The organism is Shewanella sp. 3_MG-2023 (assembly GCF_030548765.1).
Taxonomy (GTDB): domain Bacteria; phylum Pseudomonadota; class Gammaproteobacteria; order Enterobacterales; family Shewanellaceae; genus Shewanella.
In genome coordinates, this window is the sequence record NZ_JAUOSH010000005.1 from 93204 (window position 1) to 113221 (window position 20018).

Annotated in this window: 14 protein-coding genes; 4 read left to right on the forward strand and 10 right to left on the reverse strand. The window is 42.4% G+C overall.

Annotated elements, in window-relative coordinates:
• Positions 1 to 697: 697 nt before the first annotated feature.
• On the forward strand, positions 698 to 1414 hold the full coding sequence (gene arcA / locus Q4591_RS04345) for a two-component system response regulator ArcA (RefSeq protein ID WP_076540527.1): 717 nt from the start codon (positions 698 to 700) through the stop codon (positions 1412 to 1414).
• Positions 1415 to 1608: 194 nt separating this feature from the next.
• On the opposite strand, the gene Q4591_RS04350 is transcribed toward arcA, so the two are convergent.
• Positions 1609 to 3885: a S9 family peptidase gene (locus Q4591_RS04350; protein ID WP_303459576.1), complete on the reverse strand. Its 2277-nt coding sequence runs from the start codon at positions 3883 to 3885 to the stop codon at positions 1609 to 1611.
• Between the two features lie 249 nt (positions 3886 to 4134).
• Here Q4591_RS04350 and Q4591_RS04355 point away from each other — a divergent pair, with 249 nt between their 5' ends.
• Positions 4135 to 5127, forward strand: a complete 993-nt coding sequence (locus Q4591_RS04355) for a class 1 fructose-bisphosphatase (RefSeq protein ID WP_303459577.1) — start codon at positions 4135 to 4137, stop codon at positions 5125 to 5127.
• A 171-nt stretch (positions 5128 to 5298) separates the two neighbouring features.
• On the opposite strand, the gene Q4591_RS04360 is transcribed toward Q4591_RS04355, so the two are convergent.
• From Q4591_RS04360 to Q4591_RS04390, 7 genes are all read right to left on the reverse strand, one after another.
• Positions 5299 to 6540 (reverse strand): dicarboxylate/amino acid:cation symporter, encoded by a 1242-nt coding sequence (locus Q4591_RS04360; protein WP_102436708.1) that lies wholly within the window; start codon positions 6538 to 6540, stop codon positions 5299 to 5301.
• Positions 6541 to 7160: 620 nt separating this feature from the next.
• Positions 7161 to 8381 carry a phosphoenolpyruvate carboxylase gene (locus Q4591_RS04365; protein ID WP_102436706.1) on the reverse strand — a complete coding sequence of 407 codons (1221 nt, stop codon included), beginning with the start codon at positions 8379 to 8381 and terminating at the stop codon, positions 7161 to 7163.
• The gene (locus tag Q4591_RS04370) at positions 8378 to 9040 is read right to left on the reverse strand and encodes a hypothetical protein (protein ID WP_076540535.1); all 663 of its coding nucleotides are present in this window, start codon (positions 9038 to 9040) and stop codon (positions 8378 to 8380) included. The genes Q4591_RS04365 and Q4591_RS04370 overlap by 4 nt, the downstream gene beginning before the upstream one ends.
• A complete protein-coding gene (locus Q4591_RS04375; protein WP_303459578.1) occupies positions 9040 to 12714 on the reverse strand; it encodes an ATP-binding protein in 3675 nt (1224 codons plus the stop codon). The genes Q4591_RS04370 and Q4591_RS04375 overlap by 1 nt, the downstream gene beginning before the upstream one ends.
• A gap of 552 nt (positions 12715 to 13266) precedes the next feature.
• On the reverse strand, positions 13267 to 14874 hold the full coding sequence (gene ahpF / locus Q4591_RS04380) for an alkyl hydroperoxide reductase subunit F (RefSeq protein WP_303459581.1): 1608 nt from the start codon (positions 14872 to 14874) through the stop codon (positions 13267 to 13269).
• 162 nt (positions 14875 to 15036) lie between these two features.
• On the reverse strand, positions 15037 to 15606 hold the full coding sequence (gene ahpC, locus Q4591_RS04385; protein WP_076540540.1) for an alkyl hydroperoxide reductase subunit C: 570 nt from the start codon (positions 15604 to 15606) through the stop codon (positions 15037 to 15039).
• Positions 15607 to 15951: 345 nt separating this feature from the next.
• Positions 15952 to 16695, reverse strand: coding sequence for a spermidine synthase (locus Q4591_RS04390; protein ID WP_102436700.1), 744 nt, complete (start codon positions 16693 to 16695; stop codon positions 15952 to 15954).
• A 287-nt stretch (positions 16696 to 16982) separates the two neighbouring features.
• Between Q4591_RS04390 and Q4591_RS04395 the strand changes: the two genes are divergently transcribed.
• Entirely contained in the window at positions 16983 to 17498 is a 516-nt protein-coding gene (locus Q4591_RS04395; RefSeq protein ID WP_102436698.1) for a DUF3332 domain-containing protein, read from the forward strand.
• A gap of 85 nt (positions 17499 to 17583) precedes the next feature.
• Here Q4591_RS04395 and Q4591_RS04400 read toward each other — a convergent pair whose 3' ends face one another.
• Both Q4591_RS04400 and Q4591_RS04405 read right to left on the reverse strand, forming a co-directional pair.
• The gene (locus Q4591_RS04400) at positions 17584 to 18321 is read right to left on the reverse strand and encodes a dienelactone hydrolase family protein (RefSeq protein ID WP_102436696.1); all 738 of its coding nucleotides are present in this window, start codon (positions 18319 to 18321) and stop codon (positions 17584 to 17586) included.
• Between the two features lie 82 nt (positions 18322 to 18403).
• Complete coding sequence (locus Q4591_RS04405) at positions 18404 to 19396, reverse strand: 2-hydroxyacid dehydrogenase (RefSeq protein ID WP_102475350.1); 993 nt, start codon at positions 19394 to 19396, stop codon at positions 18404 to 18406.
• A 180-nt stretch (positions 19397 to 19576) separates the two neighbouring features.
• Between Q4591_RS04405 and Q4591_RS04410 the strand changes: the two genes are divergently transcribed.
• A complete protein-coding gene (locus tag Q4591_RS04410; RefSeq protein WP_102436692.1) occupies positions 19577 to 19996 on the forward strand; it encodes a hypothetical protein in 420 nt (139 codons plus the stop codon).
• Positions 19997 to 20018 lie beyond the last annotated feature (22 nt).

Sequence of the window (20018 nt, forward strand, 5' to 3'; positions counted from 1 at the left end):
TTTTTCTCAATTAAGACCAATTCAGTGTAGCAAACCAAGACTTGGACCAACACCCTGTGTGATGTAAGTCACAAGAACAATAATTATATTTGACTTAAAAATCATAAACTTACCACAAAAAGCATTTTTGTAACAAATCTTCCCCGTAAATTTGTTAACATTTCATTTGTTAACAAATGCCTAAAACGAGTACAATATCTCACACTAGCTAGATTTTGCTACATAACGCTAAGTTGTGACACAAGCGACTACATTTACTGAAATTAAATCTTGGTAAAGTGTTCAAGCTTTTAAAATGTGTTCTACATTTTAAAAGACTGAATATAAATGTAGGACAAAATTAGGTTGCGAAGGAACTTTAATCAGCAATTTAATCTCTTAGTTTATATGAATCATCGGTTTTACAGATATTTTGACAGGTTGTGAGCTTACTCAAGCTCAGCATACGATCTGAATATTGATTTTTTATGATCAAAATTTACGTCACGTATAACTCTTTTATAGAAGTGCGATAAATATTAGTGCCTTAAACTGGTTTATATAATGTAGTTAGTCATGAAGCGTGTTTTGTTCAGGGCAGACATAGATAAACACCTATCGTGAATTTATAAATTATCGGCGTTTTCTTAGCTATATAACGCCACAGCCCTAGTGCAACATGACTAGAATCGAATTGTTTTTAATTTAGGTAAATGACATGCAAAACCCACACATTCTTATTGTTGAAGATGAAGCTGTAACCCGTAATACTCTACGTAGTATTTTTGAAGCCGAAGGGTATGTAGTAACTGAAGCAAACGATGGCGCAGAAATGCATAAAGCCATGCAGGATAATAAGATTAATCTTGTTGTTATGGATATCAACCTTCCTGGTAAAAACGGTTTATTATTAGCCCGTGAACTTCGTGAAATTAATAACATTGGCCTTATTTTCCTTACTGGCCGTGATAACGAAGTTGATAAGATCCTTGGTTTAGAAATTGGCGCTGATGACTACATCACTAAGCCATTTAACCCACGTGAATTAACTATCCGTGCTCGTAACCTATTAACTCGTGTAAACAGCGCTGGCGCTGAAACCGAAGAAAAAGGTTCAGTTGAGTTTTACCGTTTCAACGGTTGGAGCTTAGAAATCAACAGCCGTTCTTTAGTTAGCCCACAAGGTGAGTCTTACAAATTACCTCGCAGTGAATTCCGTGCGATGCTTCACTTTGTAGAAAACCCAGGCAAAATCTTAACTCGTGCAGACTTGTTAATGAAAATGACTGGCCGTGAGCTTAAGCCACATGACCGTACTGTTGACGTGACTATCCGTCGTATCCGTAAGCACTTCGAAAGTTTACCAGACACGCCAGAAATCATCGCAACTATCCACGGTGAAGGTTACCGTTTTTGTGGTAACTTAGAAGATTAATTTCGTCTGCAATTAATGTGCTTATTTGATTAAGCTCATTGGGTAGCAAATGAAAATAAAAGCCAAGTCAGTGACTTGGCTTTTTTATGGGCTATTAAAAATGAACTATCCCTCATGGACGATAACAAGTGATCTATAACTAATGGGCTATTATTGCCAACCCATTACCTATTACCCATTTGCTATAAACAGCGCTACTTAAGCTCGCGTTCTAAAAAGGCAGCTAAGGATTTATACAAATGATTCCTCACCTTTTCACCGCGCATAGAATGCTTTGAGCCAGGGTAGTCTATCATTTGAAATAACTTGCCTTCATCTTGCAGCGCTTTATATACGCGGGTGCTATTTTCAAACAACACATTATCGTCAGCCATACCGTGATACATCAGCAAACCAGACTGATAATTTTCCACATAAGGGGTAATGCTGCTGGCATCGTAACCTTGTTTATTCTTAGCAGGGTGACCCATATAGCGCTCGGTATAATGGGTGTCATACAAACGCCAATCGGTCACGGGCGCACCTGAAATTGCCGCTTTGAAATAATCAGGGGCTTTAAACTGGCTCATTAACGCCATATAGCCGCCATAACTATGACCATAAATAGCGATATTATCGCCATCAATAAATGGCAGACTTCTTAAGTAATCTACGCCCACTTTTTGATCGTTAACTTCTGCATTACCCATATTCTGGTAAATAACGTATTCAAACTTAGTACCACGATGGGCTGAGCCGCGGTTGTCTAATTGAAATACAGCAAAGCCTTGTTGTAATAGATATTGGGTAAAGTAATCCGCTTCACTCCAGCTATTAACCACTAATTGCGCATGTGGCCCACCGTATACTCGAACAACTACTGGGTATTTTTTGCTGGCATCAAAATCAGTGGGTTTAAATAATCGGTACTGCAGATTTTGGCCATCTTCAGCCTTTAATTGGCCAAAATCTGGTATTTGCCATAAACCCGCAACGTCATACAAAGGATGGGTTTGGTTAATTTCATTTTGTTCTACCCACATTAAATGCTCGCCAGTGTCATTGTGCAAACTCACCTGTGGCGGCTGAATTAAACTATTGAAGTAATCTAAATAAATTGGTTTTTTATCAGCAAAGACTGCTGAGTGCATCCCGGCTTTAGTTGATAGTTTTTCAATCTTGTCACTGGTTAATGACACTCTATATAAATGGCGTTCAACAACTGTGTCTTTTCGGCCTGAAAAATACACCCAGCCCGCCTGCTCATCCACAAACTCAAGATCATCAACCGCCCACAGCCCTGTGGTTAATTGCTTTATTTGTTTACCCGACAGGTCAAATAAATAAAGGTGCTTAAAACCATCACGCTCTGAGGCCCAAATAAACGCTTGTTGTTGCTTTAAGAAATGTAAGTCATCGTTAAGGTTTACCCATGCTTGGCTGCGCTCTTTGACAACCGTGTTAGCTTTAACGTCTGAACCAGGTTTTGAACCAAGGTTAATGATGCGTAAGTCCAATGCCTGCTGATCGCGGCTTTGCCATTGAAATGATAACTGCTTGCTATCTGGCAGCCATTTTACTCGCGGTAAATACATATCCTTCTCTTTACCTAAATCAATCCACTGCACTGCTTTACTCGCCAGCTCAATCACGCCAAGTTCAATCTCAACATTGGCTTTACCCGCATAAGGATAACGCTGCTCAGTCAGTTTTATACCGTCAGCATAAATCTCATTACGGGTGACTAATTCAACACCTGACTCATCAATACGAGTAAAGGCGATAGCTGATTCATCTGGCGACCACCAGTAACCTGTCATTCGGCCCATTTCTTCTTGGGCGACAAACTCTGCCATGCCGTTTTTAATCGGCCCTTTACCATCAAACGTCAGCTGAGTTAGCTTTTCTGTTGCCAGCTCCAGTACAAAAATATTTTGCTCGCGCACAAATGACACATAACGGCCTTTAGGGGACAAACGCGCATCAGTGACAAAGCCTTCACCGGTATTTAATGCCTGCGCCTTTTGATCCGCCAAGGTATAAAAATACAGCTTGCCTGCAGCTGGAATTAATAACGCTTGGCCATCATCAGCCCAAAAGTACTCCATGATCCCTTGACCATAAATACGTTGACGTTCGCGGCGGGCTTTTTCTTCATCAGATAATTCGCCCCCAGCCAGCTTATCGGCATTAAGCAACATACTGCGCTTTGCAGTGCTGATATCCATTTGCCATAAGTCATAAAAATGCTGGTTATCTTCACGGCTAGCAAGATACGTCACTCGGCTACCATCGGGAGACAGTTTTAATCCCCGAGGGCTAGCGCCGGCCAAGGCTGGTGATGCATGAATTCTTTCTATGGTCAGTGGAGTGGTATTGCCGGATATTTTCATGGTAGAGGCCATTGCATGATCTGAAATAAGAGCGCCAGTAAACACTAGCGGAATTGCCGACAGCATCAACGCCGCGGTCGATTTCCATTTTTTAGTCATTATCAATCCTTGGGAAGCCATAAATTTATATTTATCGTTATTATTATTTTCGCTGCCAATATTAATTTAACCAAAAATCAACTGAAAGCATTATTTACCAGCGAGTTTATAACAAATCTACTGCAAGTCATATATTGCTCATCTTTTTCACGCTGTAATATGGACAAATCTGAGGTATTATCCTTGATAATAAAATAAAACATTAACCACTGGTTACCGACCTTAACCTCTACTGTCTTAGGAACAAGCATGCAAACTTTGACACAAACCCTGACCAACCAAGCAGTATCAGCTTCGCTTTCACAATTAGTACTTAGCCTTGCCGATTGCTCAAAAGCAATTAGTAAAGCAGTGCAACATGGTGCATTAGCTGGTGTTTTGGGCGCTACTGAACAAGAAAATGTTCAAGGCGAAACCCAAAAGAAACTCGACGTGATTACCAATGACATGCTCAAAGATGCACTTAAAGCTGAAGGCAATGTTCGCGGTCTTGCATCTGAAGAAGAAGATTATGTTGTTGAAGTCAATCAAGACGGCGAATACTTAGTTTGTTTTGATCCTCTAGACGGTTCATCAAATATCGATATCAACTCACTGGTAGGGACGATTTTCTCAGTGCTACCTGCTGGCGAAGGCGAGTTTAACGAGCAAAGCTTTTTACAAAGTGGCCGCAAACAAGTTGCCGCAGGTTATGTGCTTTACGGCCCATCAACCATGATGGCGCTCACCACAGGTCAAGGTACTCAACTTTATACCTTAGATCCTGACACTAACGAGTTCCTGCTCACCACAGCAGAAGTGAGTATCAGTAAAGATACCGCTGAATTTGCGATCAATATGTCCAATCAGCGCTTTTGGGAAGCAGCAATGCAAACTTACATTGCTGACTTAGTATTAGGCACTATTGGGCCCCGTGAAAAGTCATTCAATATGCGCTGGATTGCTGCAATGGTGGGTGATGTTCACCGCGTATTATGTCGTGGCGGTATCTTTGCTTACCCAACCGATAATAAGAACCCTGAAAAGCCGTACAAGCTGCGTTTAATGTATGAAGCCAACCCTATGGCTTTATTGGTTGAACAAGCCGGTGGTAAAGCATCTACAGGCTATGGTGATATCCTAGATATCGAACCAACAGCTATCCATCAACGTGTTGCTGTTATTCTTGGTAGCGCCAACGAAGTGGATACTTGCTTAAGCTACCATGATGTTGATTACAGCCAAGAGCCGACAATTGATTAATTGCGCTTTTAGCTACTATTAAAAAACCGCCTGCTGGCGGTTTTTTTGATCTTGCTAGCTATTAGTGATTAGTAATGATTGAGCTAATAGATAACTAAGTTTTAAAAACAACATGGCCTGCAATTGCAGGCTATGTAATGTTAGCGCTTTAGCTACGATTAAATAGCGAGCTTATGCCTCAGCATTAAGCTGATGTGGTTTTTCCGTTTGATCCACTATAGTTAATACCGCAGTATCACCCACTACGTTACAAGATGTCAGTACCATATCAATAATACGATCAAGTGCTGCCACAATGGCAAAGGCTTCGACTGGTAAACCTAATTGGTAGATAAGCACACCAATCATCACCATGCCGCCGCCGGGTACGCCACCAGCGCCCACTGACAATAAAAACACACTAAATAACAATGCTGGAATTTGCTCTGCTGTAATTGGCATACCAAAAGCATTGGCCACAAAGAAAATCGCGATAGTAATGTAAATTGACACTCCGCCCATGTTCATCGTTGCCCCGAGTGGCACCCCGAATCCAGCGACAGCGCGGCTAACAGCTAACTTATCGGTTAAGGTACGCATGGTCACAGGGATGGTCGCATTTGAACTGGCGGTAGAAAGCGAGAATAAAATCTGCTCTTTGGTTTTTTCACGAAAGCTCGAGGCTGATACCGGGGTGAAAATCGACACTGCTGTAGGGTAAACCACAAAAATCCATAACAACAGCAATGCTAAGATGATAACCAGGTATTCAACCACGCTGACAAAAATAGCCGGCTCAAGGGTTGCCGCTAATTTAAACATCAAGGCAAACACACCAATTGGCGCAAGGCTCATTACCACAGTGATTAAGCGCATCATGATTTTATTGGCTGTTTGAAAACCTTGCACTGCGCCGCTAACGCTCTCACCCATTGATTTAATCACGCCGCCTAACAGCAAGGCCATGAAAATAACTTGCAGCATATTACCTGAAGTAAATGCGGCAAATGGGTTATTAGGCACTATGCTAACAATCAGCTGCATTAAGTTAGGTAACTCAGTTGCAGTAATGCTCACGCCGCCATCGCTAGACATATCAACGCCTTTACCTGGCTCCAGTAACATGGCGACTAAAAATGCCGCTGTGATAGCCACCAAGGTATTAATAATATAAAAGCTAAAGGTTTTACCGCCCAAACGGCCAAAGCTCTTTAAATCTTGCAGTTCACACACGCCGCAAACAATACTGACAAATACCAGTGGCACCACTAGCATCATGATCATATTAACGAACATGGTACCAATACCGCTGGCAGCATTGACTAAGGTGCCTGAGAAGAAGCTGACATCATTGAGGGCAAATTGGACAATACTGCCCAATATTAGTCCAAAGAATAATCCGATAAAAATGCGGCTTGATAATGATTTGGTCATATCGCGAACGTTCCTAATAAAAGTCAAATTAACGCTGATTTCGCTGTTGTAACGACTTACACAGGCTCAATACTGAGGTTAATTCGACTGAAAATTTGTTTTAATTATTTTTAACGACAAGGATACTGGGACAAGAAGCAATTTAATTCAATGCTATCGATCAATTAGTTTGAGCGGCCACTGAGCAGCAGCATTTACAACTACCACCAAACTGTTGAATTAAAACAACTTAAACTAAAACAGTTGAATTATAAATATTTTTAGCAGGATTCAAGACTAAAAAACACAACACTAACAGTATTATACACTACCGTAAGAGTACTAATGAGTTGAGAACACTACAACTCTGACGACAATTTAAGCTAATAACTAGCGTTTTATAAAAGCGCAACATTTGCTTCTATTTATCCCATGCTGGCAGCATTAACCAGTGCCCAACAAAGATAACATTAATGCAAACAAGACGCTTAATTACCACAACATTACAGCTTATTCTATTATCGGTTAATGCAGCTTTGAAGCTCGGGCTGTAGCGCTAATGAAATGACATAAAAAAGCTGCTTGGTTGGCACCAAACAGCTTTTTTGTAAATCAGTTCTGGGATGATTCACTTATCAAGTTTAAGCCAGCCATAACTCCACATCATGGATCATAAAGTTACCGTTATAAACAGGATCAGGATGGCCTATGGGCTCAAGTTCAAAATAGGCTTTGTGCTCATCGGGCAAACCTTCGTAGCCGCCAATCACTTGATAAAGCCAATTCTCAGATGCCCAGTGCAACTTATGCTCTTCTAAGTATTCCAGTGCTGATTGACGAACTCCTGAATCAATCACGGCGCAGAAGTATTCATCTACCGCTAGCTTTAGTGGATTATCAGGAATATCAAAATCCTCCACCGCAGTCATGGTCATGGACACATCGTGCTCACGCACTTTTGCCGGCAATAAGTCGCGGCTAATGGTTTTAATTCTCGCCACCGTATCGAGCAAGATAAGCTCATGGCTGGCGTTATTAACGTCGACACTGGCAGGCTTAATGATGGCTTCAGCGCAGTTAAACAATTTCGGCACAAACTTATGCGCCACATGATCATCAGGTTGATAATCAGGATGCAAATCTGTGTGCAGTAAAAAGCCTTTTAATAATCGAGTACGCCCCTGAATTTGACGAAAACGCCCCAGTAGCTCTAGCAAGCGCCCTTGCACTGCACTAATTTCTTGAATGCACTGACTTAAGGTTTCTTGCAGATTGGTCACCAGTAAGCGTCTTAGCTCGCGAATATCACCGGCGGTATCACTAAGCTCACTAAACTGGAACATTTCTAAGCCGTTGAGTAATTCAGACACCTGACTTTGGGCTAATTCATTTTCACGAATTTTGGCACTAATACTACCAACATAACCAAACTCATTATTAATACGGCCCCACAATACCCGAATGGAGTAGCGCAGGCTGTCGGTAAAGCTGTAAACGTGCTCGTTTAAGTCAGCTAAATACGCCTCTGCTGCGCCATAATCAATATTGTGCCTTGCTTCTTTGTAATGATCAGCCAGTGTTTTAATGGTGCTAAACGCCGAGCCGACATTGGCATCAATTTGCCGATTACGCTCATCACTTAAAGCTTCTTCAAGTAACGCCCGTACCGAGCGTTTTAAGCGCAGTTCTTCATCGGGCTCTGGGCGCCATAAAATGCCACTTTTTCTGAGTTTCTCAATCACTGCTGCGTCATGGGTTTGCTCATTCACTGAGCCAGCAAGATAGGCATCCATAACCACATCAGAATGGCGACTCAGCTGTTTTAGTAGCTTAACCCCCGCTTGATGTAAATTATTGCTCATAATAAATCCTTTTGGGTAGCCGTTTCAGCTTGCGCTTCAAGGCTTAACCCTTCAGTTTCATCAATAAAGCGAATCACTTCGTACAAATAATCAAGCTTGCCGGTGGCAATATAAATTTGTTTCTCGCTATTAGGTTTTACCAAATACCCCAACTCCACTAAGCGCTTAAACACCAATTTAATTTGGTTGTCGGCATTGCTACTGGTTGAGCCAAATAAGCGATATTGGCTCAACTTAGCGAGCTGCTCCATAAACGCTGGCGTATCTTCAATACGCGCTTGCAGCTCAGTTAAGCGTATTGGCGCACCTTCACTTAAAGGCGCATCTTGGCCGCTACTTTCTTGTACTAGCACCAACCATTCCACCAGCGGAATAAGCGCCGAGCAAATATCTTTAAACTGGCTAGAAATCACTTTACGTTCTTGCTCGCCAAGTTGCTGGTAGCCGCAAAAGAACACATCACCTTCTGCTGCAGAAGAAATCGTGCGGTTGATTTGATTTAAATACTGCTCCACTTTATCAAAGGTGGCACTGCTTTTCAGGGCGCGCCAGCCATCTTCATTGGTGGTGCGACAAATAAACTCACCACGAAGCAGTTGCTCAATCAGCATGCCAGTGCCAACCAGTGTTGTTTCGGTACTTGCCGTAACCTCAGACATTAAATAGCCTCCTTATTGGCATGTTGACTTAAGCGTGCAGCCAATGGGTTGGCTTTAGGTTTCACCACTTGTAATTTACGGGTTTGCTTATTGATAATGTAGCGATTAGCAAACAAGTTCAGCACTTCAGATTCTGGGTTAGGAAACGCCCCTAATACGCTGATATTGTTATTAACGCAGGCATCAAATATCTTCTTCACGTTGGTGTGGTGCAAGGTGCCCAACTCATCAATAGGCCAATGAATAGTGACATCGGCTTTACCCCGTAATAGGCGAGTAAAGGCCAGTAAGAACTTACATAAAATCAGATAAGCCATACCATGACTTGAAGATTCATTAAGCTGTCTATCGGTGCGAATAATTAAGTCGCTGTTGCCTTCTTTTAAGCGCAGCTCAATTTCCAGCAGTTTAGCAATGCCGCCACTTAACGCCGAGCGACCAATAATATCTAAGGCGCGGCGCATACTTGAGGTGTAATGCTCATCAGGCAGCTCACTAAAGCCATCTGCTTTCCACTGTTTAAAGGCTTTAACAAACACTTCAAGCTCAGGCCAAAACTCAAGTTCGCTAATGCGAGAACGAATCTTAACCGCGGATTCAGATACCCCATCAAGAAACAACTCTTCACCCACTTCGCGAGTAATACGCGCGCTTTGGGAGGCGATACGTCTGTCGATGTCTGCTAATACATCGTAATAAGCGGTTAAGTCGATACCAAAAATACGCCCTTGCTCGCGAATGGCCATCAAGGATTGCGGCACCATCACATTCAATAACTGTTCAAGTTGTGGAACCAACTTGCGATAATCCAGTAGGCGGATACCTTTATCATTGCTAAAGCTTGATTCATCTCGGGCACGTTCCCAAAACTCAGCTAAGCTCGAGCCTGACTTACTGGCAATAACCGAATCAAAATGCTCAACGTATTGTTTTACTGAGCCCAGTAAATAATCACGCTGTAGTAATAATTCTTCACCTTGTCTTAAGCGCTCACCAATGCCACCAGCGGCTTCATCTTTAGTTGGCGGCAATTTAAGCTCAGCCAGTTTTCGCATCACAGCCCGCAGCTTGGTGAGGTTTTCAGAAGCCTCAACTTGCGCAGCATCCGAGGCTTTTTTCAAGCTTTCAAAGTGTTGTTTACGCTGCTTAACGTCAGTGGTTTTATTGGCAAGCTGCTGTTCTAACTCAAGGGCTGCTTGCTTAACTTTGGATAAATCGGTTTGCAATTTCGGCTTGGCAATTAGCCAGGCATTTTGATACCAATGTTCATAACGCAATACATCACTGCGACGCTTTTCCGCATTACTGATTTGGGTTTCAAGATCCCGAATTTGCCCTTTTAATGCCACGATAGCCGCTTCATCAACCCCGCGAGATTTAAGCTCGTTTTTGTACCATGATTCACAGGCTTTTTGCTCTTGCTTGGCATTACCGCGACGGGTGTCGATATTGGCTTTAATTTGCCCTAGCTGATTATCTAGCGCACCGACCACATCTTGCCAATAGGCATTTTTTTCCATGCGGGCTTCAAGGGCTTGCTCTTTTTGCTCACTAAGCCACTCTAGGTGCTTATTGTGCTGCTGCTTGAGCTCGTTTTCTAATTGAATCAGACGCTTGCTGGCATGGGCTTTACGCTCGGATAACGCTTGATTGATTTGCTCTTGTGAGCTGCGCTTTTCATCAAATAAACGCCGCACATCTTCACGGCTATTTTTATAAGCAGTGCGAGCAAAAGTCAGCTCTTTATTAAGCGTGTCTAATTGATCGTTAATGGCTACCAGTTGATCTTCGTTTTCCGACTTTAACTCTTCAGCTTGAGCTAAGGCTTCTTCAGCTTTAGCTAAGCGCAGGCGTAAATCTTGCTCTGAGGCAGCATAATCAGGCACATCAATGGCTTTAAGATCTAAGCCAATACCAAATAATACCTCGCCATTACTGTCTGCAACATGGGGATGGAGATCGGTGCGGTGTAATAGTTCAGGGGCAATAACCTTACCAAAGCTTTGCTCCCAACCTGAGGACTCTTTACGCAAAAACTCTAATAGAGTGTGTGATTGTGGAAATAACACCCCTTTGACATCATCAACATCAGCTAAGCGCTCATTCACTCTCACACTGGCGATTCGAAGTGCCTCAGAGACTTGATCGCGTTTGGCGCGCAGTTTTCTTTCTTCTATTGATAAGCGATCGACTTTTTGATTACAGCTTTCTTGTTCTTCATCAGCGCGGCTAATGCGCTCATCAAACACTGCTAAGCTCATTTTCTCTTCTTCGGTGTAGCTGACACCGTCGATTTGATGTTTCAGCTCACCTTGGCTGAGCTTGAGTTTAAATTCTTGTTCAGCAAACTGCGCTTTACCGGCATCGGTTTTTTCACGCCATAAGCTATCGAGTTGAGTTAAATCATCGTTAGCAGATTCACGCTGGGCATCACGGGTTTCACGAATGCTATCTTGCTCTTGATGCAGTGACTCAAGCTCTCGGTGTAACTGCTCAGCAATTTTACTACGGCGGGTACTGTAAGCCGCTTCAATGTCTTGGTGCTTTTCAGTTTGTAACTTATGACGCTCTGATAAGTTTTCTAAATCACTGCGCCAATTATCTAAACTGTCTAAGTCGGCTTTAGCTTGTTCAATATTGGCATTTAAAAAGCCTTCATATTGATCTTCAATGCCATCAAGCTCAGCTTCATATTTGCGGATATCACCTTGGGCGAATGACAATTCTTGGCTGATCTCATCGCGGGCTTCTTTCCATTCTTCGTCCAGAAGGCGCAGTTGTAAACTGGTCTCTTTAGACTGATTTTCACTGCGCTCTTGGCGCTGTGCTTCAAAGGTTTCATCGGCGCGATAGCCTTTAGCTAAACTGCCTAGTCGAAGCTCGGCGCTCAGTAACTGATTAAACTCTTGTTCTAGCTTTTCAAATTCAGGGCGAATTTGCTCAAAGCCTTGGACTAACTGACTTTCACGGATCCAGCTTTCTACTCGCTGTGGGTTTAAGCGTGAGGTTGGCGGGTTAACACCATCTTCTTCTAAAATGGCGGCTACCATCGACTTAACGGTTTCCATTTTGCCTTCTTTAGAATGCACCGCTTTGGCCAGTTTTTCGATATGGCGTAGCGAGTATTCGCTATCACACAATGAGAACTGATGGGCGTAATTACGTAGCTCGCTTTTATTGCCGCCGGTGGACAATAAACTGCGATCATGTTGAATAATCGCGCGGTATTCTCGGGTATTCAGCAAGTTAGTATGCGGCACCGACTGGCGCTTCATTTCACGGCCTAACTCCGCCATGGTATGACAAATGATGGTATCGCCATTACGGTTTTTAACGTAATCATCAAGCTCGAAACCTTTGGCAATAAAGCGGTAATTCACCCCTTTACCGTCACCGGCGGATGCCATTAGCGCTTGATAAAGCTGGCCGTCACTCTTTTGATATTCATAGATGATGTAACTTGAATCATGGGGAAGATACCAACGCTCAAAACTATCACGGGTTGAAGGCACGACTCGGCTAGGGTACTCACCATAAAACACTGGGACTAATCGCTGCAGTGTGGTTTTACCTGAAGCATTGGTACCACAAATGTTGGTGTGTCCATCTAGCTGCAGTTCCACCACACCAGGAAGGTGAGTATTAATTAACACTATTCTGATCAAGCTTGGCATTGGCATCCTTTTGCGTACTTTCCGCAACGGCTAAAAACAAGATTTTAGGGAATTTATTTTAATGAGCTATAAGTTAAATCAAAGCGCTGAATGAAGCAATTTAGCTGATAACAAAGCGTGAAATAATAACCGATAAAGGCTGCTTTACTCGCCTAACAAAGCAGCAAACGGCCAGTATATTGTTTTTACCAGCATGAAGTTGTGGGATATCACTTAGGTTTTATGCGAGGCTAAGGCGGATAAGCTGATTCAGAGATAAAAAAACCACCTTTGCGATGGCGTTAAAAATGAATATAACCAAATAAAATTTCACTATTAGTCAGCAGCTCCCCCCCTTTTCACTGATTCAGGAGCCCCCTTTAATAACCATTCCAGTGCGTTATTTTTAACAGCGCTAAACACAAAAAAAGCCAGCTTATTTAAATAAGCTGGCTTTTTGTCAAAATTCAATAATGCGTTAAGCACTTTATAAACGCTTTTCTATCAGCGCTTTTCGATTAAGAGCACGAACAAAGTGATTCGTTTTCGTTACAACACTGTCATTGCGACTAATTAAGCCGCTTCTGTCTCAGTTTTTTCAGACTCAAGCTCAACTTGCTCAGCCGCTGACATGTCAGCTTCACTGTGTCTAATCAGATAATCAAAGGCACCGAGTGAGGCAGTCGCGCCGCTACCCATGGCAATAATGATTTGTTTATAGGCTGAGTTAGTGACATCACCTGCGGCAAATACCCCTGGTATGGAAGTTTGGCCTTTGCCATCAACAATAATTTCACCACGATTAGTTAACTCTACAGTGTCTTTTAACCATTCAGTATTTGGCACTAAACCAATTTGAACGAAAATCCCTTCAAGCGCGACATTATGCGATTCGTTAGTACTGCGATCGGTATAAGTGAGCCCGGTAACGCGTTTGCCATCACCTAGCACTTCTGTGGTCATCGCTTCAGTGATGATGGTGATATTACCCATTGAGTTGGCTTTGCGCTGCAAAACTTCATCAGCGCGAAGGCTAGTATCAAACTCAAGTACAGTAACGTGCTCAACGATATTCGCTAAATCGATAGCCGCTTCAATACCAGAATTACCGCCGCCAATCACAGCGACGCGCTTACCTTTAAATAACGGCCCATCACAATGTGGGCAATAGGCTACGCCGCTGCCGCGGTATTCTTGCTCACCAGGGACGTTCATTTCACGCCAGCGCGCGCCGGTTGCTAACAATATGGTCTTACTTGATAAAATCGCGCCGCTTTCAAGTTCGATTTCAAAACGCTCACCCGATTTAAGGGATAGCGCCCGTTGGTTGTCCATGACATCAACATCGTAATCTTTCACGTGAGCTTCAAGATTGGCAACTAATTTTGGCCCTTCGGTTTTTGACACTGAGATAAAGTTTTCAATGCCGACAGTTTCTGCCACTTGACCGCCAAACTTATCAGCCACTATGCCAGTGCGCAGGCCTTTACGCGCCGCGTAAATGGCAGCAGATGCGCCTGCAGGGCCACCACCAACCACTAATACATCAAAGCTTTGTTTATTATTTAGTTGTTCTGCTTGTCGTGCTACAGCATTGACGTCTAACTTATTTAAAATTTCTACTACGCTAATGGCGCCAACAGAAAATGGCTCGCCATTCATATATACCGTCGGTACTGACATGATATTACGGTCATTAATCTCATCTTGGAATAATGCACCATCAATCATCACGTTAGTAATATTGGGGTTAATCGCTGCCATCATATTCAGTGCTTGTACCACTTCAGGACATGTCTGACAGCTTAGTGATACGTAGGTTTCAAACTTAAACTCACCGGGCAGATCTTTAATTTGCCCAATAACCTCATCGGTTAATTTAATTGGGTGGCCACCTGAGTGCAGTAGTGCCAACACTAACGAGGTAAATTCATGGCCCATAGGTAAACCAGCAAAGCTAATGTTGCTACCAAGTTCTGGGTTAATGATACTCATTGATGGGGTTCGGATCCCTTGCTGCTCTTTAAGGCTTACAAGTTTTGATAAGCCAACAATATCATTGGCTAAAGAGCTCAATTCTTTTGCTTTCGGGCTATCGCCTGCTGACACGACAAGTTCAACTGGTCGTTTAAGGTTTTGCAGATAAGTCTTCAGTTGATTTTTAATATTCGCATCTAACATACGTGTGCTCCTAGTATTGAAGTTGAGCCAAAAAAAAGCCTAATTCATAAATGCTAAACCCATTTAGCATTAACAAAGAACCAGGCAGATTGGAGTGTGATGAAACTTAGCTGAACCGTGGATGAGGCGACTCAGCTATTGGAGAGAATTAACGCCAGTGGTTTAGATTTTACCTACTAGGTCAATTGATGGTGCTAATGTGTCTTCACCTGGCTGCCATGCTGCTGGACATACTTCGCCGTCATGTGATGCAACATATTGTGCTGCTTGAATTTTACGAACTAATTCAGCTGCGCTACGGCCAATACCTAGGTCATGAATTTCAGCAACTTTGACTTCGCCTTCCGGGTTCATTACGAACGTACCACGAAGTGCTAAACCGTCTTCTTCAATCATCACACCGAAGTTGCGAGTAATTGCGCCAGTTGGGTCACCAATCATTGGGTAGTTAATTTTACCGATAGTGTCTGAACTTGAGTGCCATGCTTTATGAGTGAAGTGGGTATCTGTTGATACTGAGTAAACTTCAACACCCATTTCTTGTAACTTAGCGTAATGGTCTGCCATGTCGCCTAATTCAGTAGGACATACAAAAGTAAAATCAGCTGGATAGAAAAATACTACTGACCATTTGCCCAGTAAATCTTGTTCAGTTACTGAAACAAAGTCACCATTGTGAAAAGCAGTTGCAGAAAATGGCTTGATAGTTGAATTAATAATTGATTGAGTCATGGGTGTGCTCCGTTATATTTAAAGTAAATTCTAATTTAGTGTGTAGCTGTATCTGTTTGATGGAATAGATAATAGCGACAAGTTAGAATTAAATATAACGGGTAAAAACTATCACCCTAATCGATTTTTTAGAAAGTGAACACTAAATAAACCTTGGCAATCGAAATGCTCGATAAGCGAGCATTCGTTGGTGTAAAGGTGAGCAATGGCTATTAATTAAAGCAAAAAATAAACAATTAGCAGGATAGCCAGGCTGTTGAGGCAAAGGCTGTCATTAATCGGTTGCTTGTTAGTTAGTTAGTTATTAGTACTAGCACCGCAAGTGCCACTATCATTTGCTAACAGCTATTCCCATTGAGTGAAACGTGTCAGTGAACGCCCTACTGGGTAATCAAGCTGTTGCGATAATTGCTGCAACTGCTGTTTGTTATAAGCTGAGCTAAAAGAATGTGGCTGCTTACTGGCGTAAACCACCCAATTTCCCCCTCCTGTTAAAGTGGCATAAACATTGGCAAAGTGCGCTGATAACACTTGCTTTAGCAGCTCACTTTTACTGTGCTCTTTCCAGCAGTTAAGCACTAAAAAACCTTCCGCTTTAAGGCCTTTATGACAAGTGCCAATGAACTCGCTGGTTAATTGCTTTTCATCAACCCCTTGCTCGATATACATATCAGCAAAAATAATATCCACTTTTTTGTGTTCAGCTCTGGCTAAAAATGTGCCGCCATCATCAAGTTCAATTTTAAGCTTTTTGCCAATAGGCAATTGAAAATAGCGTTTAGCAATCTCAATCACATCAGCGCGCAACTCAACTGCAGTCAGCTTAATCCCGGCATCAAAACGTCTAAGTGCATGCACCAGCCCGCCGCCACCAAGGCCAAATATGATGGCACTTTTAGGTTTGCTAAATAGCAGTACCGCTAGCATGGCCTGAACATAGGTATGCTGAGGGATATGGGGCGCCGCTTTCAGTATTTTACTCTGCTCGTCATTGTCACCAAAAGATAACACGCGAAAATCGCCATCATCTAATACATAGATGGGGCCGATATCGTCACTGACATGGTGTAACTGCTGGTACTCTGACATGGAGTTCTCATGGTTTATAGGCAGGATATTCGGCGAAATTATACCGCATAAATAGATCTTTTAAGCAGTTTTTATTGCCCCTAAAACCCCAACATTTAGCTCACCAATCGTTAAAAACAACCAAGCAATAGCAACAGTTAGCCAACCTGCACACAGTAAACAAACTAGTTCAACATTTCAGATACTTAGCCATAAATAACCCAACACACTGACGTGACAGCCATCACATACTCCAAGGGAGAAATGCCTATAATCCGCAGCTGATAAAAAAATAAGAGATTGATGAAATGAAAAAGAAGTTTTTAGCAACTGCTGCAATGATCGTAACTTGTAGCCAACTATCTGGCTGTATGGGACAAATGGCCACAAGCCAAATGGTCACTAAGTTAAATTTAGATACTGTCGACAACCGTTATGGTCGTGCGGGTTTATTCGCATTATTGTCGCCAGTTTATGGTTTAGCAGCTACAGCTGATCTTTTTGTATTTAACAGCATTGAGTTCTGGACCGGGACTAACCCATTAACAGATAAAGAAGCGGTAGTTGATTTACCAACTGATGCTATTTTTAAAATGAATAAGCACGTTAGCGACGACTTTAAAACGGCGCCAGTTAAACTATCAAGTGCACAAATTAGTCAACAGGATGAGCGCACTCTGGTGATGACCTTGGCTTATGAAGATGGCTCTAAGCAAGAGTTGATTGGCAGTAAAGGCGAAGAGCATATCGATTTTTATCTTGATGACATGCTAGTGGCTCAAGTAAGCCTTGCTGAATTAGCGCAATATCAACAAGCGGCTTAAGCCATAATTCATTTGCGATTATGTCGTGAATTAATAAGCCCTGAGTAACACTCAGGGCTTATTTTTTACTGATCCTAACAAGGTTTTACTTTAAGGTGCGCTGAAAAAAGCTCACCGCTTGCAAATACATTTGCAGTGCTAATGCCGCATCATAACGCTCGCCTTCATCACGCATAAAGGCATGCTGAGCATTCACCTCTAACCAGCTAAAGTTGGTATCAAGCTGCTCTAACTTTTGATAAATGGCTTTTCGGCCTGCTTTAGATACATGAGGATCTTGCTTGCCAAAGACTAATACCAGCTCACCATTAATATCACCACAGCGAGTTAATGAATCGTTCTCTGGCTCACAGGGCAAGGTATTTGAATGGATATCTGTGGGATATAAGCAAAAAGCACCGCTGATATCGGGGTTTAACGCTGCACGAAAAGCCAAATGGCCACCTATGCACACGCCCATCGCGCCCACTTTACAGCTGCAATATGCTTGGCTACGGGCAAAGTCGATAATCGCCTGAGTATCGCTATCATGTTGCTCTAAGGGCTTAGCAAATTTATCAGCATTGCCCTTATCTTTACCCACATCGTCATACTCAAGCACAGTGCCTAGCGGATTCAGTTCATGAAACACTTCTGGCACTAACACCACAAAACCATGTCCGGCTAAGATGGCTGCACTTCTGGCAATAGGCGCAGTTTGTTGAAAAATCTCAGAGTAGAATATGATACTGGCAAATTGCCCAGGGGCATCTGGGCGATATACATAAGTCCGCATATCACCTGTTGGGGTTTCAATATCGTGGACTTCTTTGGTAATGATCATATTGCTGATTCCTTGTTAAGTAACCTAAGCTTGGGTTAAGTCGATTTTTCTCAATCCTTTACAAACTCGAGCGACAACGGCACTAGTTGGTGAGTTCATTTACGCAGCGCTGACCATCAAGCAAGTCGGTGACATTTTGCAAGGTCGTTTGGGCAATCGCATTAAGCGCTTCAACGGTTAAGAACGCCTGATGTCCGGTAAAAATAACATTATGGCAAGCAGAAAGCCTTCTAAAGACATCATCTTGAATAATTTCATTAGAGTTATCTTGGAAAAACAGCTCTTTTTCATTTTCATAAACATCTAACGCCAATGAACCAATTTTACCGGTTTTTAACGCTTCCATGGCATCAATGGCATTGAGCAAGCCACCACGACTGGTATTAACCACCATCACCCCAGGCTTCATTTTTTCAAATGTCTTAGCAGATAAGAGGTGATGATTTTCAGGTGTTAATGGACAATGTAAACTAATTACATCACATTGAGGATAGAGTGCTTCTAAGTCAATATACTCAACGCCTAATGCCTCAACTGCAGGATTAGGGTACGGATCGTAAGCCACCACTTTACAGCCAAAGCCTTGCAATATTTTGATGGTAGCAAGACCAATTTTACCGGTGCCAATCACTCCAACGGTCTTACCTTGCATATTAAAGCCCACCAGGCCAGTTAAGGCAAAATTCGCGTCTCTAGTACGTTGGTAAGCTTTATGAATTTTACGGTTTAGGGTTAACATTAAGGCAATGGTATGTTCAGCCACAGACTCTGGCGAATAGGCAGGCACATTAACCACTGTGATACCTAAGCGCTTAGCGGCATCTAAATCAACATTATTAAAGCCTGCACAGCGCATGGCGATAATCTTAGTACCGCCATTGGCAAGTTCAACCAATACCTCTTCACATAGGGAGTCATTGACAAAAGCACAAACCACTTCAAAACCATCAGCCAGTTTTACTGTTTGCATACAAAGTCGATAATCGAAATATTCAATCTCTGCGTTAAAGCCTGTATTCATGGCATCAAAATGCTGAATATCGTAGTGCTTAGCACTAAAGAACCCGATTCTCATCCTTAACTCCTGTGTTGTTTATTTGGCTCATTAAAAATGGATTGCCCGACTTTACCTATGTCAGTGCAATTGAGCGTTTGGTTAAAGCATAACAATAATTGAGTTTTTGCTACAGATCGCTGAACATTTTAGATCTTCTTGTTAAGCTGAGACATTACTCACAGGAATATGTGTATAGACATGTCAAAAAAGCAGCAGCAAGCAGTTTCAGAAGTTCAGTTTTGGATTCAACGTCTAGGAAAAACCAGCCTGAGAGCATTACATATTGTTGGTGTAGTCGGCGCTGGCGGTGGCATTCTTCTTGGCTTAGAGCAACCACTTTGGCTCAATTACTGGATCTTAGCCATGGTCAGTGGACTTGCATTATTGTCATGGGAAGTCATCAGAGATTGGCGCTGGCTTATCCAGCTAAAAGGAGTACTGACTATTTTTAAAGTACTGCTATTACTGCTGTTTATCCCTATGGCCAACTGGAAACCTGAAATTACTATTTTTATCATCCTATTATCTGTCATCGTATCCCATGGCCCTGCGGGTTTAAGACATTATTCAGTGGTTCATAGAAAAGTAATACATGGCAAAAAGGAAATAAAAGGTTAACCTAGGGTTACAACACATCAAA

Bases quoted from the DNA above. Each gene is read 5' to 3' on its own strand.
- arcA (WP_076540527.1), top strand. From the start codon at position 698: ATGCAAAACCCACACATTCTTATTGTTGAAGATGAAGCTGTAACCCGT.
- Q4591_RS04350 (WP_303459576.1), bottom strand. From the start codon at position 3,885: ATGACTAAAAAATGGAAATCGACCGCGGCGTTGATGCTGTCGGCAATT.
- Q4591_RS04355 (WP_303459577.1), top strand. From the start codon at position 4,135: ATGCAAACTTTGACACAAACCCTGACCAACCAAGCAGTATCAGCTTCG.
- Q4591_RS04360 (WP_102436708.1), bottom strand. From the start codon at position 6,540: ATGACCAAATCATTATCAAGCCGCATTTTTATCGGATTATTCTTTGGA.
- Q4591_RS04365 (WP_102436706.1), bottom strand. From the start codon at position 8,381: ATGAGCAATAATTTACATCAAGCGGGGGTTAAGCTACTAAAACAGCTG.
- Q4591_RS04370 (WP_076540535.1), bottom strand. From the start codon at position 9,040: ATGTCTGAGGTTACGGCAAGTACCGAAACAACACTGGTTGGCACTGGC.
- Q4591_RS04375 (WP_303459578.1), bottom strand. From the start codon at position 12,714: ATGCCAAGCTTGATCAGAATAGTGTTAATTAATACTCACCTTCCTGGT.
- ahpF (WP_303459581.1), bottom strand. From the start codon at position 14,874: ATGTTAGATGCGAATATTAAAAATCAACTGAAGACTTATCTGCAAAAC.
- ahpC (WP_076540540.1), bottom strand. From the start codon at position 15,606: ATGACTCAATCAATTATTAATTCAACTATCAAGCCATTTTCTGCAACT.
- Q4591_RS04390 (WP_102436700.1), bottom strand. From the start codon at position 16,695: ATGTCAGAGTACCAGCAGTTACACCATGTCAGTGACGATATCGGCCCC.
- Q4591_RS04395 (WP_102436698.1), top strand. From the start codon at position 16,983: ATGAAAAAGAAGTTTTTAGCAACTGCTGCAATGATCGTAACTTGTAGC.
- Q4591_RS04400 (WP_102436696.1), bottom strand. From the start codon at position 18,321: ATGATCATTACCAAAGAAGTCCACGATATTGAAACCCCAACAGGTGAT.
- Q4591_RS04405 (WP_102475350.1), bottom strand. From the start codon at position 19,396: ATGAGAATCGGGTTCTTTAGTGCTAAGCACTACGATATTCAGCATTTT.
- Q4591_RS04410 (WP_102436692.1), top strand. From the start codon at position 19,577: ATGTCAAAAAAGCAGCAGCAAGCAGTTTCAGAAGTTCAGTTTTGGATT.